This is a genomic window from Streptomyces sp. NBC_00582 (assembly GCF_036345155.1).
In the GTDB taxonomy this organism is placed as follows: Bacteria; Actinomycetota; Actinomycetes; order Streptomycetales; family Streptomycetaceae; genus Streptomyces.
In genome coordinates this window covers 7,867,138-7,884,209 of sequence record NZ_CP107772.1, presented here as the reverse complement: position 1 = coordinate 7,884,209, position 17,072 = coordinate 7,867,138, and the positions used below count along the sequence as shown (strand labels likewise).

Below are 17,072 nucleotides of genomic sequence, written 5' to 3'. Positions count from 1 at the left end.
CTCCAAGGGAAACACTCGACGACTGGCGGGCGGACAGTCCGGGGGTCAGCGTCGAAGTCTATGCCTCGTGACTGACACTGGCCGGGCACTCCCGCGTACCTTCGTGCGTTGGAGTCGGCAGAGACGCTGTCGTCCATGTACCGCACCAGGAGGCACCCAGCGATGTCGGTTCCCCAGCTCAACGACGAGCAGCGCGGCGAGGAGATCCTCTCCGTCTTCGACACCGCCTTCGGCGAGCTCCTGGCCGCCGACCCGGCCGCGTTCCGGGTGAAGTTCCGCAAGATGGCGGCCTCTGCGTTCGCGTTCTACCGGGGCACGGCCGCGCTGTTCTACCACGATCTGGACGCGGAGAAGCGGGGCGGCCCGTTCCTGGACGACCGCACCTCGCGCGTGTGGATCCACGGCGATCTGCACGCGGAGAACTTCGGCACCTACATGGACTCCACCGGCCGGCTGATCTTCAACGTCAACGACTTCGACGAGGCCTACGTCGGCCCTTTCACCTGGGACCTCAAGCGCTTCTCCGCCTCGATCGCCCTCATCGGGTACGCCAAGGCGCTCGGCGACGACCAGATCACCGAGCTGGTCCGGGTGTACGCGGGCGCGTACCGCGAGCGGATGCGCGCGCTGGCGACCGGCGCCAAGAGCGACGAGGTGCCGCCGTTCACCCTGGACACCGCCGAGGGCCCGCTCCTGGACGCCCTGCGCGACGCCCGCTCGCTGACCCGCTTCGGCCTGCTGGACTCCATGACGGAGATCCGTGACTTCGAGCGCCGTTTCGCGCCCGGCGGCGGCTCCATCGAGCTGGACGCGGCCACCCGCTACAAGGTCCTCGCGGCCTTCGACGGCTATCTGGAGACGCTGCCGGAGACCTCCCTGGCCCGCCCGGACTCCTACCGGGTGAAGGACGTCGTGGGCCGCCGCGGCATCGGCATCGGCTCCGCGGGCCTGCCGTCGTACAACATCCTGCTGGAGGGGCACAGCGACGCCCTGGAGAACGACGTCGTGATCTACATCAAGCAGGCCCAGACCCCGGCCGTCTCCCGGCACATCACCGACCCGGCGATCCGTGACTACTTCCAGCACGAGGGCCACCGCACGGTGATCTCCCAGCGCGCCCTTCAGCAGCACGCCGACCCGTGGCTGGGCTGGACCGAGCTGGGCGGCGCGGGTCAGCTCGTCGCCGAGGTCTCCCCGTACGCCGTCGACCTGGACTGGGGCGACATCGACGACCCGGAGGAGATCGCGGGTGTCGTCGCCGACCTCGGCCGGGCCACCGCCACCATGCACGCGGCGGCCGACGACACCTCGGGCGAGTCCCTGGTGCCGTTCTCCACCGAGCGGGCCATCGACGCCGCCATCGCCGCCGACGAGGAGGGCTTCGCGCCGCTCCTGGTGGACTTCGCGCACAGCTACGGCGCACGCGCGCGGGCCGACCACCAGATCTTCGTCGACCTCTTCCGCAACGGCCGGATCCCGGGTCTGTGACGGTGCTGCTCCTCACAGGCACCCTTTAGGGGTCCCCTACAGGAGCGCGTGACACACTCTCTGCTGCCATGGACATATCCGGGACCCGACTCAGAGCCGTACGCGCGGCGCTGTTCACGGCGGTCGTCGTGACGCTCAGCACCGCGTCGCACGTCCTGCTGTCCCGGGCCCCGCTGCCGTTCAACACGGTGGCCGCCGTCGCGGCCGCCGTGTTCCTCCTCGCGTACGCCCTCGCGGGCCGCGAGTGCGGCTTCGGGCGGATCGCCGCCCTGCTGATCCCCCTGGAACTCGCGGCCGACACGATCTTCACCACCGGCCAGCACGTCTGCTACGGCCGGGCGGGCGGCCCGGTCGCCGGCCCGCTGGCAGCGGTCGGCTGGGACGTGCTGTGCGGCGACGGCAGCCGGGTCGGCACCCCGCTGGCCCGGGTGACCGGCACCGACCCCGACCGGCTCGGCGGCCTGATGGCCCATTCCGACCCGGCCACCGCCTGGCTGCTGCTCGCCGCGCACGTCACCGTCGGCCTGATCGCGGCCGCCTGGCTGCGCCGGGGCGAGCGGGCGCTGGCCCAGCTCCTGCGGGCGGCCGGCGCGACCACCTTCCGGCCCCTGCTGCTCGCGGTCCGCGCCGTGACCGTACGACGTGCCCCGGCGGCCCGCCGCCTGTCGCGGCCCGCGCACGCCACGGCCACCGCCCGGGACCTGCTCCTCGTGCACTGCGTGGGCCGGCGCGGACCACCGCACCCCGCCGTCTCCGTCTGAGCGCGACCGTTCCGCCGGAGCGGTCACCGGCACGAGCAGTCCCCACCCACGTATCCCGCGCACCCCGTGTGCGCGTCCCCGATGGAGAACACCACCATGAGCAAGCGAAACAGCGCGGCGGCCAAGACGGCGGCCCGGGAGCGGCTCCGCCTCGAGCGCGAGAAGCAGGCCAAGCGGGCCAAGGCCAAGCGGCAGATCATCGTCGCCGCCTCGGCGGTCGGCGTGCTGGCCGCGGCCGGCGGCATAGGCTACGCCGTCGTCCAGGCCAACCAGCCCAGCTACTGGGAGGAGGCCAAGACCGCCAAGCTGGTCGAGCCGGCCAACACCACCGGCAAGAACGGCACCACCGTCGTCATGGGCAAGGCGAGCGCCAAGAAGACCCTCGTGATGTACGAGGACCCGCGCTGCCCGATCTGCGCCCAGTTCGAGCAGACCGTCGGCGCGACGGTGAAGAAGGACTACGACGACGGCAAGTTCAAGCTCCAGTACGTCGGCGCCACCTTCCTCGACCGCAGCCTGACCGGCGAGGGCTCCAAGAACGCGCTGAGCGCCCTGGGCGCGGCGCTGAACGTCAGCCCCGAGGCGTTCCTCGAGTACAAGACCGCCCTGTACTCGGCGAAGTACCACCCCGAGGAGACCGACGACAAGTTCAAGGACGACTCCTACCTGATCAAGGTGGCGGACACCGTCAAGGAGCTGAAGGGCAACACCGCGTTCCAGAACGCGGTGAAGAACGGCACCTATGACCGGTGGGCGCTGGAGATGTCGAAGACCTTCGACGACAGCGGTGTGACGGGCACCCCGACCCTGAAGATGGACGGCAAGACGCTGACCGGTTCGGACGGGCAGAACGCCCCGATGACGGTCGCCGACTTCAACACGGCGATCGAGGCGGCCCTCAAGGCCTAGTCCGGCGGACGGTCGGAGAACGGATTGCCGAAGAGCGGGCGAACATTTCACGTTCGCCCGCTCTTTTGCCGTACTGGTCAGTAATCTGATCGCCCGTGACCAGTCGACACAGATCACCCGAGAGCGCCGACACCCCGTCAGAGCGCGTCAACTCGCTGTCCCCGCGCCGCCGTACGGTCGTCAAGGCCGCGGCGGCGACGGCTGTCCTGGCCGGGCCGCTCGCCGCCGCGATACCGGCCCGCGCCGCCGAGGCCCCCTCCTTCCTGCACGGTCTCGCCTCCGGCGACCCGCTGCCCGACGGCGTCCTGCTGTGGACGCGGGTGACGCCGACCGCCGAGGCGACCCCCGGCTCCGGGCTCGGCCCGGACACCGAGGTGAGCTGGGTCGTCGCGACCGACAAGGCGCTGACGAACATCGTCGGCCGGGGCTCCCTCACCGCGACCGCCGCCTCCGACCACACCGTCAAGGCGGACGTGCGCGGCCTCGCCCCGGCCACCGACTACTGGTTCCGCTTCACCGCGGGCGGCACGGACTCCCCGGTGGCGCGCACCCGCACCGCGCCGGCGGCGGACGCCGCGGTGGCCGGCCTGCGCTTCGGCGTGGTCTCCTGCGCCAACTGGGAGGCCGGCTACTTCTCCTCGTACCGCCACCTCGCGGCCCGCGGCGACCTGGACGCCTGGCTGCACCTCGGCGACTACATCTACGAGTACGGCACCGGCGAGTACGGCGCGCGCGGCACGGTCGTACGGCAGACCTCGCCCACGCACGAGATCCTCACGCTGGCCGACTACCGCACCCGGCACGGCAAGTACAAGACCGACCCCGACCTCCAGGCCCTGCACGCCAAGGCGCCGGTCGTCGCGATCTGGGACGACCACGAGTTCGCCAACGACACCTGGTCGGGCGGCGCCGAGAACCACACGGAGGGCACCGAGGGCGCCTGGGCAGCCCGTCAGGCGGCCGCCAGGCAGGCCTACTTCGAGTGGATGCCGGTCCGCCCGGCGATCGCCGGCACCACCTACCGCCGGCTGCGCTTCGGCAAGCTGGCCGATCTGTCCCTGCTCGACCTGCGGTCCTTCCGCTCGCAGCAGGTCAAGGTAGGCAACGGCTCGGTCGACGACCCGGACCGCACCATCACCGGCCGCGCGCAGCTCGACTGGCTGAAGGCCGGGCTGAAGGCGTCCGACACCACCTGGCGGCTGGTCGGCAACTCGGTGATGATCTCGCCGTTCGCCATCGGCTCCCTGTCGGCCGACCTGTTCAAGCCGCTCGCCAAGCTGCTCGGTCTGCCGCAGGAAGGCCTGGCCCTCAACACCGACCAGTGGGACGGCTACACCGACGACCGCCGTGAGCTGCTGGCGCATCTGCGCTCCAACGCCATCGGCAACACCGTCTTCCTGACCGGTGACATCCACATGGCGTGGGCCAACGACGTGCCCGTGGACGCGGGCACCTACCCGCTGTCGGCGTCCGCCGCCACCGAGTTCGTGGTCACCTCGGTGACCTCCGACAACCTCGACGACATCGTCAAGGTCCCGGAGGGCACGCTCACCGCGATCGCCTCGCCGATCATCCGGGCCGCCAACCGGCACGTCCACTTCGTCGACACCGACCGCCACGGCTACGGCGTCCTGGACATCACCGCCGACCGCGCGCAGATGGACTACTACGTCCTGTCCGACCGCACCAGCGCCACCGCGACCTCCTCCTGGTCCCGTTCGTACCGCACGCGCACCGGGACCCAGAAGGTCGAGCGGACGTACGACCCGGTCTGAGCCGTACGGCTAGAGCGTGTCGAGGAAGCCGAGTGCCACCCGCCAGGTGGCCTCGGCGGCCTCCGCGTCCCAGTCCGGGAGATCGGGATCGGTGTACAGGTGCCCGGCGCCCGCGTACCGGTAGACCTCCACGTCGGCGCCCGCCCGGCCCATCTGGAGGTACCAGGCGCTCAGCCAGTCGTCGGGCTCGAACGGGTCCGGCTCCGCCACGTGCAGTTGCACCGGCAGCTCGTCCACCGAGGCGTTCGGCGCCAGGTCCGAGGTGCCGTGCAGGAGCAGCAGGCCGCGCGCCTTGTCGTCGCCGAGGGCGAGGGTCTGCGCGATCGCCGCGCCCAGCGAGAACCCGGCGTACACCAGCCCTCTCTCCGAGTAGGGCGCGGCGGCCAGGACGGCTCTCTTCAGCAGCTCGTCCTTGCCGATCTCCTCCCGGTAGTCCCTGGCCTCCTCCACCGTCTCGAACGTGCGTCCCTCGAAGAGGTCCGGGGTCCACACCTCGTGCCCGGCGGCGCGCAGCCGGTCGGCCGCCGCGCGCACGGCGGGGCGCAGTCCGTAGGTCGAGTGAAAGAGCATGATGTTCATGCGCCCATGGTGCCAGCCGGCACCGACAACGCTCCGTGTGCGTCTCCGCACGGAAGTCACATGTTCAAGGGACCGCCGACCCGGTTACTTTCGGGGGATGGAGAACCTGATCCGCCCCGTGATCGTGGTCGGCGGCTCGGTCCTGCTGACCGTCCTCATCGGCTGGGCCACCGACCTTCTGCTGCGCAAGGCCGACGCCCGGCACAGTGAGACCCCGCTGTGGGGTCTGCTGCGGCGCGGCCGCATCCCGTACCAGCTCGTGCTGTGCGCGGCCCTGCTGAGAGGCTCGTACGACCAGGCGCAGCTCCTGGAGGACCATCGCACCGGCATCGGCCAGGCGCTCACCCTGGTGCTGATCGGTTCGGTGGCCTGGCTGGTGATCCGGATCGCGGCGGCGGTCGTGGAGACGTCGTACTCCCGCTACGCGCGCATGCACCGCGACCCCGCCCGGGTGCGGCGGGTGCGGACCCAGGTGTCGCTGATCATGCGGGTGGTGGCGGCGATCGTCGGGGTGATGGCGGTGGCGGCGATGCTGCTGACGTTCCCGGCGATGCGGGCGGCGGGCGCCTCGCTGCTGGCCTCGGCCGGCATCCTTGGCATCGTCGCCGGTGTGGCCGCCCAGTCGACCCTGAGCAACATGTTCGCGGGGCTGCAGATCGCCTTCGGCGACATGGTGCGCATCGGCGACACGGTCGTGGTGGACGGCGAGTGGGGCACGGTCGAGGAGATCACGCTGACCTTCCTGACGGTGCGGACCTGGGACGAGCGCCGGATCACCATGCCGGTGTCGTACTTCACCTCGAAGCCGTTCGAGAACTGGTCGCGCGGCACACCGCAGATGACCGGCATCGTCTACTTCCACGTCGACCACACGGCGCCGGTGGACGCGATGCGCGAGAAGCTGCGGGACATCCTGCGCGAGTGCCCGGCCTGGGACGGCCGGGCCTGCGGGCTGGACGTGACGGACACCACCCCGAACACCATGCAGGTGCGGGCGCTGGTCACGGCGAAGGACGCCGACGACATCTGGACGGTCCGGGTCACGGTCCGCGAGCAGATGGTCCGCTGGCTGGCCAAGGAGCACCCCTACGCCCTGCCGCGCGTCAACACGGCGGACGCGACGCCGCCGCCGGCCCGGATCCCCGGTGCCCGTTCCTCCTCCCCGGACGGGGCGGCGGCACATCACCCGTGACGCGGGGGCTCAGTTGCCCCGCTCGGCGCCGCCGTTGACCTGGACGACCTGCGAGGTGATGTGCGCGGCGCCGGGCGAGGCGAGCCAGTGCAGGGTGGCGGCGACGTCTCCCGGCGTCCCGGCACGCCCGTCGAAGGTCTCGCCGATCAGCCGCTCCCGCCGCGCGGGGTCGATGGCCTCGCCGAAGAACCCGGTGTCCTCGATGTAGCCGGGCGCGACGGTGTTCACGGTGATCCCGCGCGGGCCCAGTTCCCGGGCGAGATCACGGGCGTACGGGTGCAGCGCGGCCTTGGCGCCGGCGTACGCCCCGCTCCCGGACCCCCGGTAGGCGGCGATCGAGCTGACGAACAGCACCCGCCCGCCGGGGGAGGCGAGCCGGTCCTTGAGGGCCTCGGTGAGCAGGGCGGCGGTGAGCGTGTTGATCCGGAAGTTCACGGTCCAGTGGTGTGCGACCCGGTCGAGCGGGTCCTCGCTCGCGCTCGGCGGCTCCAGATGCCCGGCGCCCCCCGCGCTGTGCACCAGCACATCGACCGTCCCGAACTCCTCCGCGACGAACCGGGCGACCCCTCTGACCTCCTCGACCCGGCTCAGGTCGGCCGCATGGGTCAACGCCCCGTCGACGCCCGCCTTCTCCAGCACCTCGCCCCGCCGCCCGAGCAACAGCACCCGATCCCCGTCCCCCGCGAAGACCCGAGCCACGGCAAGCCCAATTCCCGTACCGCCACCGCTGATCACGACGTTACGTACCATGATCAGAGCGTAACCGGGGAAAGCCGCCGCCGATGAGCAACCACCGAGGGTCGCTGAGCCTCTCGACCCACCGTGAACGGGCGGTGCGCGGGTAGGAGATCACCGAAGGCTACGGACATCCAGCTGACGCAGCACCCGGTCCACCACCTCCGGATCCGCCCCCGCCTCACTCCGCGCCGCCAACACCTCATGCCGAGCCGCGCTCAACAACTCCCCCTGGATCCGCCGCACCCGCTTCAGCCTCCGCACCCGCGCGTCATGCGCCTCCCTGCGTTCCTCCTCCCCCATCTCGGGACTGATCCGCACCCCGATCTCGAAGGCCCGCCGCAGCATCTGCTCGCTCAGCTCCTCCGGCAGCTCCTCCACCTCCTCGATCTCCCGCAGCCTGCGCTTCGCCGCCTTCGCCGCCCGCACCGCCAGCTCCCGCTCGAACGCCTTCTCCCGCTCGGTGTCGGCCCGCACCCCCAGCCGCTTCACCAGCCACGGCAGGGTGAGCCCCTGCAGCACCAGCGTCGCCATGATCACCCCGAAGGCGACGAAGACGATCTCGTCCCGATCGGGAAACGCCTCCCCCGCGTCCGTCTCCAGCGGAATCGCCAGCGCCAGCGCGACCGACGCCACCCCCCGCATCCCCGACCACCACATGATCACGGTCTCCCGCCAGCTCAGCGGGATGTCCTCGTCGTAGTCCCGCCGCGCGTGCAGCCGTTTCGTCAGCCAGGTCGCCGGCAGCAGCCAGCCCAGTCGTACGACGATCACCACGGCCGCGATGATCCCGGCCCAGCCGAGCATCTCGCCCCAGCGCCCGGACGCCGTACGGATCGCGTTGTGCAGTTCGAGCCCGATGAGCCCGAACGCCACGCCGGTCACCAGCGTGTCGACGATGTCCCAGAAGGCGTGCCCGGCGAGCCGCGTCAGCACGTCGTCGGGGTCGGTGGCGTACTCCGCGAGGAACAGCGCGCAGGTCAGCACCGCGAGCACACCGGAGCCGTGCAGTTCCTCGGCGAGCACATAGGCGGCGTACGGCACGAGCAGGGTAAGCCCGATCTGCAGGGTCGCGTCGCCGAGCAGGTCGAGCAGACGGTTGGCGCCCCAGCCGAGCCCGACGCCCACGGCGACCGCGACCACGGCGGACAGCACCAGCTCCAGGGCCGCCTCACCGGGCACGAACTCCCCGCTGACGGCGGCCGCGATCGCCACGTGGTAGAGCACGATGGCCGTCACGTCGTTGAACAGGCCCTCGCCCTCCAGGATGGAGACGAGCCGGCGCGGCAGCCCGAGCTGTCCGGCGACGGCGGTCGCGGCCACCGGGTCGGGCGGCGCGACGAGGGCTCCCAGCGCGACGGCGGCGGCGACCGGCAGCCCGGGGATCACCGAGTGGGCCACGGCGGCCACACAGACCGTGGTGACGAACACCAGCGCCACGGCGAGCAGGAAGATGGGCCGCTTGTTGGCGGCGAACTGCCGCCACGAGGTGCGCCGTACGGCCGCGTAGAGCAGCGGCGGCAGCACCAGGGGCAGGATCAGGTCCGGCGGGACGTCGACGTTCGGCACGAAGTCGGCGACCGCGAGGACGATTCCGAGCAGGGTCATCAGCACCGGCGAGGGCAACCCGAACCGGTCTCCGACCGGGACGCTCACCACGGCCCCGAGCAACAGGACGAACAGCAGGGCCAACTGATCCACGGGCGGCGCTCCGGACGACTGGACGATCAAGGGCATCCCGACCTCCAGCGTCGCACGCACCACCGGTCGCTAGAGAGAACGCCGCATGGACCGGTGCGGAATCCCCGCCTCCAGCTCCTCGGCGCCGTACGCCGTGTACCCCAGCCGTTCGTAGAAACCCAGGGCCTGGGTCTGCGCGTGCAGGTCGACGGCCGTCAACCCCCGCGCGCGGGCCGCCTCCTCGATGGCCCGCACGAGCGCCACCCCGACACCGAGCCCCCGCGCCTCCCGGGCCACGGCCAGCCGCCCGAGGGAGCCGACCGCGGGGTCGCCGCCGGTGCGCCCCGCTGCGGCCGCGCCGAACAGCAGCCGCCCCGTCCCGAGCGGTACGCCGTCCTCACGGACCGCCAGCACATGCGCGGCACCCGCGTCGTGCTCGTCGTACTCCAGGTCCTCCGGGACGCCCTGCTCGCCGACGAAGACCTCCTTGCGCACCGCGAAGCACGCCTCCAGGTCGGCCGGGTCCTCGGCGACGCGCACCGTGTACGCGGGCGTGCCGCTCATCCGTAGGTCTCCTCGCGGACCCGGTCCAGGGCCTTCTGCAGGTCGGCCGGGTAGTCGCTGGCGAACTCCACCCACTGCCCGTCACCGGGGTGCTCGAAGCCCAGCCGTACGGCGTGCAGCCACTGACGGGTCAGCCGCAGCCGCTTGGCGAGCGTCGGGTCGGCGCCGTACGTCAGGTCGCCGACGCAGGGGTGGCGGTGGGCGGACATGTGCACCCGGATCTGGTGGGTGCGGCCGGTCTCCAGCTTCACGTCCAGCAGGGAGGCCGCGCGGAAGGCCTCGATCAGGTCGTAGTGCGTGACGGAGGGCTTGCCTTCGGCGGTGACCGCCCACTTGTAGTCGTGGTGCGGGTGCCGGCCGATGGGCGCGTCGATGGTGCCGCTGGTCGGGTCCGGGTGGCCCTGGACGAGCGTGTGGTAGCGCTTGTCGACCGTGCGCTCCTTGAACTGGCGCTTGAGCGAGGTGTACGCCCGCTCGGACTTGGCGACCACCATCAGGCCGGACGTCCCCACGTCGAGGCGGTGCACGATGCCCTGGCGCTCGGCGGCGCCGGAGGTGGAGATCCGGTAGCCGGCGGCGGCCAGCCCGCCGATCACGGTGGGGCCGCTCCAGCCGGGCGACGGGTGCGCGGCCACGCCCACCGGCTTGACGATCACGACGACGTCGTCGTCGTCGTGCACGATCTCCATGCCCTCGACGGGCTCCGCGACGATCTGCACCGGCGCGGGCGCCTGGGGCATCTCGACCTCGAGCCAGGCCCCGCCGTGCACCCGCTCGGACTTGCCGACCACCGAGCCGTCGACCGAGACCTTCCCCGCCGCGGCGAGCTCCGCGGCCTTCGTGCGGGAGAAGCCGAACATGCGGGAGATGGCGGCGTCGACGCGCTCGCCCTCCAGGCCGTCCGGCACGGGCAGGGTACGGATCTCGGGAATCGTGCTCACCCGTCGAGTATGCCGGACGGCTCCGACCGCCCCGTACGGGCCTGTGGACAACCTCGGACGACCCCCGGGGGCGGGCTCAGTCCTTGTGGACGGTCCCGTCCGGGTCCAGCCCCTTGAAGGACAGCAGCACGATCAGGATGCCGCCGCACACGATCGCCGAGTCGGCGAGGTTGAAGACCGCGAAGTGCTTCGGCGCGATGAAGTCGACGACCGCGCCCTCGAACACGCCGGGCGAGCGGAAGATCCGGTCGGTGAGGTTGCCCAGCGCGCCGCCCAGCAGCAGGCCCAGCGCGATCGCCCAGGGCAGGCTGTACAGCTTGCGGGCGAGCCGGGCGATCACCACGATCACCGCCGTCGCGATGACCGTGAAGATGATCGTGAAGGCCTCGCCGAAGCCGAAGGCCGCGCCCGCGTTGCGGATGGCCTCGAACCTGAGCCAGTCCCCGACGATCTCGATCGGCGCGTGGTGCTCCAGCCGGGCGACCACGATCATCTTGCTGACCAGGTCGATCGCGTACGCGAACGTGGCGACGGCGAAGAGCACGGCGATCCGGCGCTTGCCCCTGGGCCGCGCCTCGGTGCTCTCCTGCCCGTCCGGGAGGCCCGGGCCGGTCGACTGCTCCGGCTCGGCTCCCGCCGCCTCTGGGATGTCCGGCGTACCGATGATGCGCTCCGCCTCTGCCACGTGAGTCCCTCAACCTAGGTACCTGACTGAGGACGAGGGTACGACACGCCCCCGCACAGGCACGCGATCAGTACCGGCGCTCTTGTTTCTGCTTGCACTCGACGCACAGCGTGGCCCGTGGGAAGGCCTGCATACGGGCCTTGCCGATGGGTTTGCCGCAGTTCTCGCACAGGCCGTACGTGCCGGCGTCCAGCCGTTCCAGGGCGTGCTCGGTCTGGATCAGCATCTCGCGCGCGTTGGCGGCCAGGGCCAGTTCGTGCTCGCGCGTGATGTTCTTGGTGCCGGTGTCCGCCTGGTCGTCGCCGGCGCCGTCCCCGGAGTCCCGCATCAGGCCCGCAAGGGCCGTCTCCGAGGAGGCGAGCTCGGTGTGCAGCCGCTCCTGCTCGGACTCCAGCTCGGCGCGCGCCTCCTCGACCTCCTCCGCGGTCCAGGGCTCTTCTCCGGGGCGCACCGCCAGCTCGCCCGGTTCCACCGCGGCGAGGCGTGCCTTGGGAACGGCCGTCTTCGCCGCCGTGGCCGTGCCAGGAGTCTTCTTCGCAACCACTGTCGTGGCTCCCGTCTGCTCCGCGGCCGTGGCCGCGCCCACCTTCTTGGCCGTGCTCTTCTTTCCCGCACCCGCCGCGGCCACGCCCTCGGCGTCCGCGGCCTTGCCGACGACAGCCGCCTTACGGGGGGCTGCCTTCCGTCCGGCCGCCTTCTTGGCAGCCGCCCTGGGAGCGGCCGTCTTCCTCCCGGCCGCTTTCTTGGCCGCCACGGAGGCCCCGCCCCCCACCCCGACGGCCACCTCCTCGACGGCTTCCTTCACAGCGGGGGTCTTCTCGACGGCGGTCTTCCCACCACCGCCAGACTCCTCCCCGGCAGCTTTCCCACCCGCGCGCGTCCCACCACCGGCCTTCCCACCGGCAGCCTTCCCACCCGCACCACCCGTCCCACCGCCGGCCTTCCCACCGGCAGCCTTCCCACCCGCACCACCCGTCCCACCGGCAGACTTCCCATCGGCAGCCTTCCCACCCCTACCCGTCCCACCGCCAGGCGTCTCACCAGCAGCCTTCCCACCCTTACCCTCCCCACCGCCAGACTTCCCACCCGCGCCAGCTCCACCGCCAGACTTCCCACCAGCGGCTTCCCCACCCGCACCCGTCCCACCGCCAGGCGTCTCACCAGCAGCCTTCCCACCCTTACCCTCCCCACCGCCAGACTTCCCACCCGCGCCAGCTCCACCGCCAGACTTCCCACCAGCGGCTTCCCCACCCGCACCCGTCCCACCGCCAGGTTTCCCACCCGCGCCAGCTCCACCGCCAGACTTCCCACCAGCGGCTTCCCCACCCGCACCCGTCCCACCGCCAGGTTTCCCACCGGCAGCCTTCCCACCCGCGCCAGCTCCACCGGCAGACTCCTCACCGGCGTCTTTCCCAACGGTTGCCGTTCCACGGGCGGGCTTCTCATCAGCAGTCCTCACATCCGTGGGCCTCCCGCCGGCGCGCTTCTCACCAGTGGGTCTCTCATCGGCAGCCGGCGTACCGGCGGGCTTCTTACCGGCCGCCTTCCTGGCGACGGTCTTCCTGCCCACCGCCATTTCCCCCGTGGCCTTCTTGGCAGGGCTGTGCTCCCCGGCCGACTTCGACCCGGCCGCCTTCTCGCCGGCCACCTTCTCGCCGGCCACCCGCGCCCCGGCCGCCTTCACCTCCGCCGCGACAGCCGTCCTCGCGCCGCCCGCCTTCCCGCCGACCCCCTTCCGACCGGCCGTCTTCTCCCCAGCCGTCTTCTCGACGGCCGCCTTCCCGGCCGCCGTCTTCGGCGCCGCCGTCCGCCCTCGCGTGCTCCTTCCGCCGTGGGTGCTCTCGGCCGCGCCGCCGGAGGTTTTCGCTGACCTGCCGGTCGTCGGCTGCTGTACGGCGGTCTTCTTCGCCACCATGGCCGCGGCCCCTTCACATATTGTGATCTTGCGCGCGAATCGTGCTGGGACGATAAATCGACTTGAGAGCGGCGGCAACGGGGCACACCGCCCGAATCGCCCGCCTCGCGCACGCCACGCGATCGGCCTGCCTGCGTTGTGCCCAGCTCCCCGGCTGGTAATCCGCCCGGCCGACCGCCCCGGGACCCGCACACGCGTACCCCGCTGCGGGGCCACCATTCGGGTCACCCCGCCCCGACCCGCGCCCGGCCCCCGGGGACCCCGAAAACCGGTCGGCCGCTGTCCGTGCGGCGCCGTACACTGGGCGGAGCGAAAAGCATGGATGGGGACGAGTAGCGGCGTACGCAGCCCAGAGCGACCCGGGGACGGTGGAAGCCCGGGGGCGAGCGCGACGCGAAGATCACCCCGGAGCCGTCGGAAGAAAGCCGCAGCACCGACACAGCGGCGAGTAGAACCGGCATCGCGACCCCAATGAGGGGGCTCACCGGAGCGCAGGCCGCACCGGAGGGCCAAGGAGGGTGGTACCGCGGGAGCGCGCCGAAGACGGCGTAGACAGGCAAGAAGGCTCTCGTCCCTCCGACGGAAGGCAGTACGTCCGCCGGAGGAAGATCGATGACGCAGTACCGCCAGGTGCCCGCCCAGGTCGACCTGCCCGCCCTCGAGCACGCCGTGCTCGACTTCTGGCGCGAGCAGAAGATCTTTGCCAAGAGCCTGGAGCAGTCCGAGGGCCGCCCCGAATGGGTGTTCTACGAGGGCCCGCCCACGGCGAACGGCATGCCCGGCGCCCACCACATCGAGGCACGCGTCTTCAAGGACGTCTTCCCCCGCTTCCGCACCATGCGCGGCTACCACGTGGCCCGCAAGGCCGGCTGGGACTGCCACGGCCTCCCCGTGGAGCTCGCGGTGGAGAAGGAGCTCGGCTTCAGCGGCAAGAAGGACATCGAGGCGTACGGCATCGCCGAGTTCAACGCCCGGTGCCGCGAGTCCGTGCTGCGCCACACCGACGCCTTCTCCGAGCTGACGACCCGCATGGGCTACTGGGTCGACCTCGACGACGCGTACGTCACGATGGACCCCGAGTACATCGAGTCGGTCTGGTGGTCGCTGAAGGAGATCTTCACCAAGGGCCTGCTGGTCCAGGACCACCGCGTCGCCCCCTGGTGCCCCCGCTGCGGCACCGGCCTGTCCGACCACGAGCTGGCCCAGGGCTACGAGACGGTCGTCGACCCGTCCGTGTACGTCCGTTTCCCGCTCACCTCCGGTCCGCTCGCCGGCCAGGCCGCGCTCCTGGTCTGGACGACGACCCCCTGGACCCTGGTCTCCAACACGGCCGTGGCCGCGCACCCGGAGGTCACCTACGTCGTCGCGACCGACGGCCGGGAGAAGCTCGTCGTCGCCGAGCCGCTCGTGGCCAAGGCGCTCGGTGAGGGCTGGGAGACCACCGGCCAGACCTTCACCGGCGCCGAAATGGAGCGCTGGACCTATCAACGTCCGTTCGAGCTCGTGGAGTTCCCGGCCGAGGCGCATTACGTCGTCAACGCCGAGTACGTCACCACCGAGGACGGCACCGGTCTGGTCCACCAGTCCCCCGCCTTCGGTGAGGACGACCTCAAGGTCTGCCGCTCCTACGGCCTGCCCGTGGTCAACCCGGTCCGCCCGGACGGCACCTTCGAGGAGTCCGTGCCGCTGGTCGGCGGCGTCTTCTTCAAGAAGGCGGACGAACGGCTCACCGAGGACCTCCAGCAGCGCGGCCTCCTGTTCCGGCACATCCCGTACGAGCACAGCTACCCGCACTGCTGGCGCTGCCACACCGCGCTTCTCTACTACGCGCAGCCGTCCTGGTACATCCGCACCACCGCGGTCAAGGACCGTCTCCTCCAGGAGAACGAGAAGACCAACTGGTTCCCGGACACCGTCAAGCACGGCCGCTTCGGCGACTGGCTGAACAACAACATCGACTGGGCGCTCTCCCGCAGCCGCTACTGGGGCACCCCGCTGCCGATCTGGCGCTGCGAGGACGACCACCTCACCTGTGCGGGCTCCCGCGCGGAGCTGTCCGAGCTGACCGGCCGCGACCAGTCCGAGCTGGACCCGCACCGCCCGTTCATCGACGACGTCACCTTCGCCTGCCCCCAGGAGGGCTGCGCACGGACGGCCACGCGCGTGCCCGAGGTCATCGACGCCTGGTACGACTCGGGTTCGATGCCGTTCGCGCAGTGGGGCTACCCGTACAAGAACAAGGACCTGTTCGAGTCCCGCTACCCGGCGCAGTTCATCTCCGAGGCCATCGACCAGACCCGCGGCTGGTTCTACACGCTGATGGCCGTCGGCACGCTGGTCTTCGACAAGTCCTCGTACGAGAACGTCGTCTGCCTCGGCCACATCCTCGCCGAGGACGGCCGCAAGATGTCCAAGCACCTGGGCAACATCCTGCAGCCGATCCCGCTCATGGACCAGCACGGCGCCGACGCGGTCCGCTGGTTCATGGCGGCCGGCGGCTCCCCCTGGGCCGCCCGTCGCGTGGGCCACGGCACCATCCAGGAGGTCGTCCGCAAGACGCTCCTCACGTACTGGAACACGGTCGCCTTCCAGGCCCTGTACGCCCGTACGTCCGCGTGGGCGCCCAGCGAGGCCGACCCGGCCCCGGCCGAGCGCCCGCTGCTGGACCGCTGGCTGCTCTCCGAGCTGCACGCGCTCACCGACCAGGTGACGCAGTCCTTGGAGGCGTACGACACCCAGCGGGCCGGCAAGCTGCTCTCGGCGTTCGTCGACGACCTGTCCAACTGGTACGTCCGCCGCTCGCGCCGCCGCTTCTGGCAGGGCGACAAGGCCGCGCTGCGCACGCTGCACGAGGTCGTGGAGACGGTCACCAAGCTGATGGCCCCGCTGACCCCGTTCATCACCGAGCGGGTCTGGCAGGACCTGGTCGTGCCGGTCACCCCGGGCGCCCCGGAGTCCGTGCACCTCGCGTCCTGGCCCGAGGCGGACCTCTCCGCGATCGACCCGGAGCTGTCCCGGCAGATGGTCCTGGTCCGTCGTCTGGTGGAGCTGGGCCGCGCCACGCGCGCGGAGTCGGGCGTCAAGACCCGCCAGCCGCTGAGCCGCGCCCTGGTCGCCGCGGCCGGGTTCGACGGGCTCTCCCCGGAACTGCACACGCAGATCACCGAGGAGCTGAACGTCGAGTCCCTCGCCTCGCTCTCCGAGGTGGGCGGGTCGCTGGTCGACACCACGGCCAAGGCGAACTTCCGGGCCCTCGGCAAGCGGTTCGGCAAGCGGGTCCAGGACGTGGCCAAGGCCGTCGCGAACGCGGACGCGGCCGCGCTGTCCCTCGCCCTGCGCGAGGGCACGGCGTCGGTCGAGGTCGACGGTGAGACGGTCGCCCTCGCCCCCGACGAGGTCATCATCACCGAGACCCCGCGCGAGGGCTGGTCGGTCGCCTCCGACTCCGGTGCCACGGTCGCGCTGGACCTGGAGATCACCGAGGAGCTGCGCCGTGCGGGCCTCGCCCGTGACGCGATCCGGCTGATCCAGGAGGCCCGCAAGAACAGCGGCCTGGACGTGGCCGACCGCATCGCGCTGCGCTGGACCGCGACCGACCCGGCCGCCGTGGACGCGCTGACCGCCCACTCCGCGCTGATCGCCGACGAGGTCCTGGCGACCGACTTCGCCTTCGGCGAGGCCGATGAGAGGTACGGCACCCCGTTCACCGACGACGGCCTGACGCTGACGTTCCGCCTGCGCAAGGCGTAAGGACGGCACACAAGGGCCCGGTCTCCTGGAGACCGGGCCCTTTGTCGTACCGCCTCTTCTGCCGTACCGCCTGTTGCACCGTCCCCACCTGCACCGTC

Annotated in this window: 13 protein-coding genes; 6 read left to right on the top strand and 7 right to left on the bottom strand. The window is 71.4% G+C overall.

Annotation, left to right across the window (positions count from 1 at the left end; all coding sequences use genetic code 11):
- Positions 1–162 precede the first annotated feature (162 nt).
- The 4 genes from OG852_RS35625 (at position 163) to OG852_RS35610 (ending at position 4,933) form a co-directional block, all read left to right on the top strand.
- On the top strand, positions 163–1,488 hold the full coding sequence (locus tag OG852_RS35625; protein WP_133910097.1) for a DUF2252 domain-containing protein: 1,326 nt from the start codon (positions 163–165) through the stop codon (positions 1,486–1,488).
- A gap of 68 nt (positions 1,489–1,556) precedes the next feature.
- Positions 1,557–2,249, top strand: a complete 693-nt coding sequence (locus OG852_RS35620) for a hypothetical protein (RefSeq protein WP_330350083.1) — start codon at positions 1,557–1,559, stop codon at positions 2,247–2,249.
- 96 nt (positions 2,250–2,345) lie between these two features.
- Positions 2,346–3,158 carry a thioredoxin domain-containing protein gene (locus OG852_RS35615; RefSeq protein ID WP_133910095.1) on the top strand — a complete coding sequence of 271 codons (813 nt, stop codon included), beginning with the start codon at positions 2,346–2,348 and terminating at the stop codon, positions 3,156–3,158.
- 95 nt (positions 3,159–3,253) lie between these two features.
- Positions 3,254–4,933, top strand: coding sequence for an alkaline phosphatase D family protein (locus tag OG852_RS35610; protein ID WP_330350082.1), 1,680 nt, complete (start codon positions 3,254–3,256; stop codon positions 4,931–4,933).
- Positions 4,934–4,942: 9 nt separating this feature from the next.
- Here the strand turns inward: OG852_RS35610 and OG852_RS35605 are convergent, their stop codons facing one another.
- The gene (locus OG852_RS35605) at positions 4,943–5,512 is read right to left on the bottom strand and encodes a dienelactone hydrolase family protein (RefSeq protein ID WP_133910093.1); all 570 of its coding nucleotides are present in this window, start codon (positions 5,510–5,512) and stop codon (positions 4,943–4,945) included.
- A gap of 97 nt (positions 5,513–5,609) precedes the next feature.
- On the opposite strand from OG852_RS35605, the gene OG852_RS35600 reads away from it, so the two are divergent.
- The gene (locus tag OG852_RS35600) at positions 5,610–6,704 is read left to right on the top strand and encodes a mechanosensitive ion channel family protein (protein ID WP_330350081.1); all 1,095 of its coding nucleotides are present in this window, start codon (positions 5,610–5,612) and stop codon (positions 6,702–6,704) included.
- Positions 6,705–6,713: 9 nt separating this feature from the next.
- On the opposite strand, the gene OG852_RS35595 is transcribed toward OG852_RS35600, so the two are convergent.
- The 6 genes from OG852_RS35595 to OG852_RS35570 form a co-directional block, all read right to left on the bottom strand.
- Complete coding sequence (locus OG852_RS35595) at positions 6,714–7,454, bottom strand: SDR family NAD(P)-dependent oxidoreductase (RefSeq protein ID WP_133910091.1); 741 nt, start codon at positions 7,452–7,454, stop codon at positions 6,714–6,716.
- Positions 7,455–7,553: 99 nt separating this feature from the next.
- Complete coding sequence (locus OG852_RS35590; RefSeq protein WP_330351553.1) at positions 7,554–9,140, bottom strand: Na+/H+ antiporter; 1,587 nt, start codon at positions 9,138–9,140, stop codon at positions 7,554–7,556.
- A 69-nt stretch (positions 9,141–9,209) separates the two neighbouring features.
- Positions 9,210–9,683, bottom strand: a complete 474-nt coding sequence (locus OG852_RS35585; RefSeq protein WP_133910090.1) for a GNAT family N-acetyltransferase — start codon at positions 9,681–9,683, stop codon at positions 9,210–9,212.
- Positions 9,680–10,624 (bottom strand): RluA family pseudouridine synthase, encoded by a 945-nt coding sequence (locus OG852_RS35580; RefSeq protein WP_133910089.1) that lies wholly within the window; start codon positions 10,622–10,624, stop codon positions 9,680–9,682. The genes OG852_RS35585 and OG852_RS35580 overlap by 4 nt, the downstream gene beginning before the upstream one ends.
- 76 nt (positions 10,625–10,700) lie before the next feature.
- On the bottom strand, positions 10,701–11,309 hold the full coding sequence (gene lspA, locus OG852_RS35575) for a signal peptidase II (RefSeq protein ID WP_133910088.1): 609 nt from the start codon (positions 11,307–11,309) through the stop codon (positions 10,701–10,703).
- Between the two features lie 67 nt (positions 11,310–11,376).
- Positions 11,377–12,114, bottom strand: coding sequence for a TraR/DksA family transcriptional regulator (locus OG852_RS35570; RefSeq protein WP_208117060.1), 738 nt, complete (start codon positions 12,112–12,114; stop codon positions 11,377–11,379).
- Positions 12,115–13,836: 1,722 nt separating this feature from the next.
- Between OG852_RS35570 and ileS the strand changes: the two genes are divergently transcribed.
- Positions 13,837–16,974 carry an isoleucine--tRNA ligase gene (gene ileS / locus OG852_RS35565; RefSeq protein ID WP_133910087.1) on the top strand — a complete coding sequence of 1,046 codons (3,138 nt, stop codon included), beginning with the start codon at positions 13,837–13,839 and terminating at the stop codon, positions 16,972–16,974.
- The last annotated feature ends 98 nt before the right edge of the window (positions 16,975–17,072 follow it).

Coding starts and splice junctions, on each gene's coding strand:
- OG852_RS35625 (WP_133910097.1), top strand. CDS start 163: ATGTCGGTTCCCCAGCTCAACGACGAGCAGCGCGGCGAGGAGATCCTC.
- OG852_RS35620 (WP_330350083.1), top strand. CDS start 1,557: ATGGACATATCCGGGACCCGACTCAGAGCCGTACGCGCGGCGCTGTTC.
- OG852_RS35615 (WP_133910095.1), top strand. CDS start 2,346: ATGAGCAAGCGAAACAGCGCGGCGGCCAAGACGGCGGCCCGGGAGCGG.
- OG852_RS35605 (WP_133910093.1), bottom strand. CDS start 5,512: ATGAACATCATGCTCTTTCACTCGACCTACGGACTGCGCCCCGCCGTG.
- OG852_RS35600 (WP_330350081.1), top strand. CDS start 5,610: ATGGAGAACCTGATCCGCCCCGTGATCGTGGTCGGCGGCTCGGTCCTG.
- OG852_RS35595 (WP_133910091.1), bottom strand. CDS start 7,454: ATGGTACGTAACGTCGTGATCAGCGGTGGCGGTACGGGAATTGGGCTT.
- OG852_RS35585 (WP_133910090.1), bottom strand. CDS start 9,683: ATGAGCGGCACGCCCGCGTACACGGTGCGCGTCGCCGAGGACCCGGCC.
- ileS (WP_133910087.1), top strand. CDS start 13,837: ATGACGCAGTACCGCCAGGTGCCCGCCCAGGTCGACCTGCCCGCCCTC.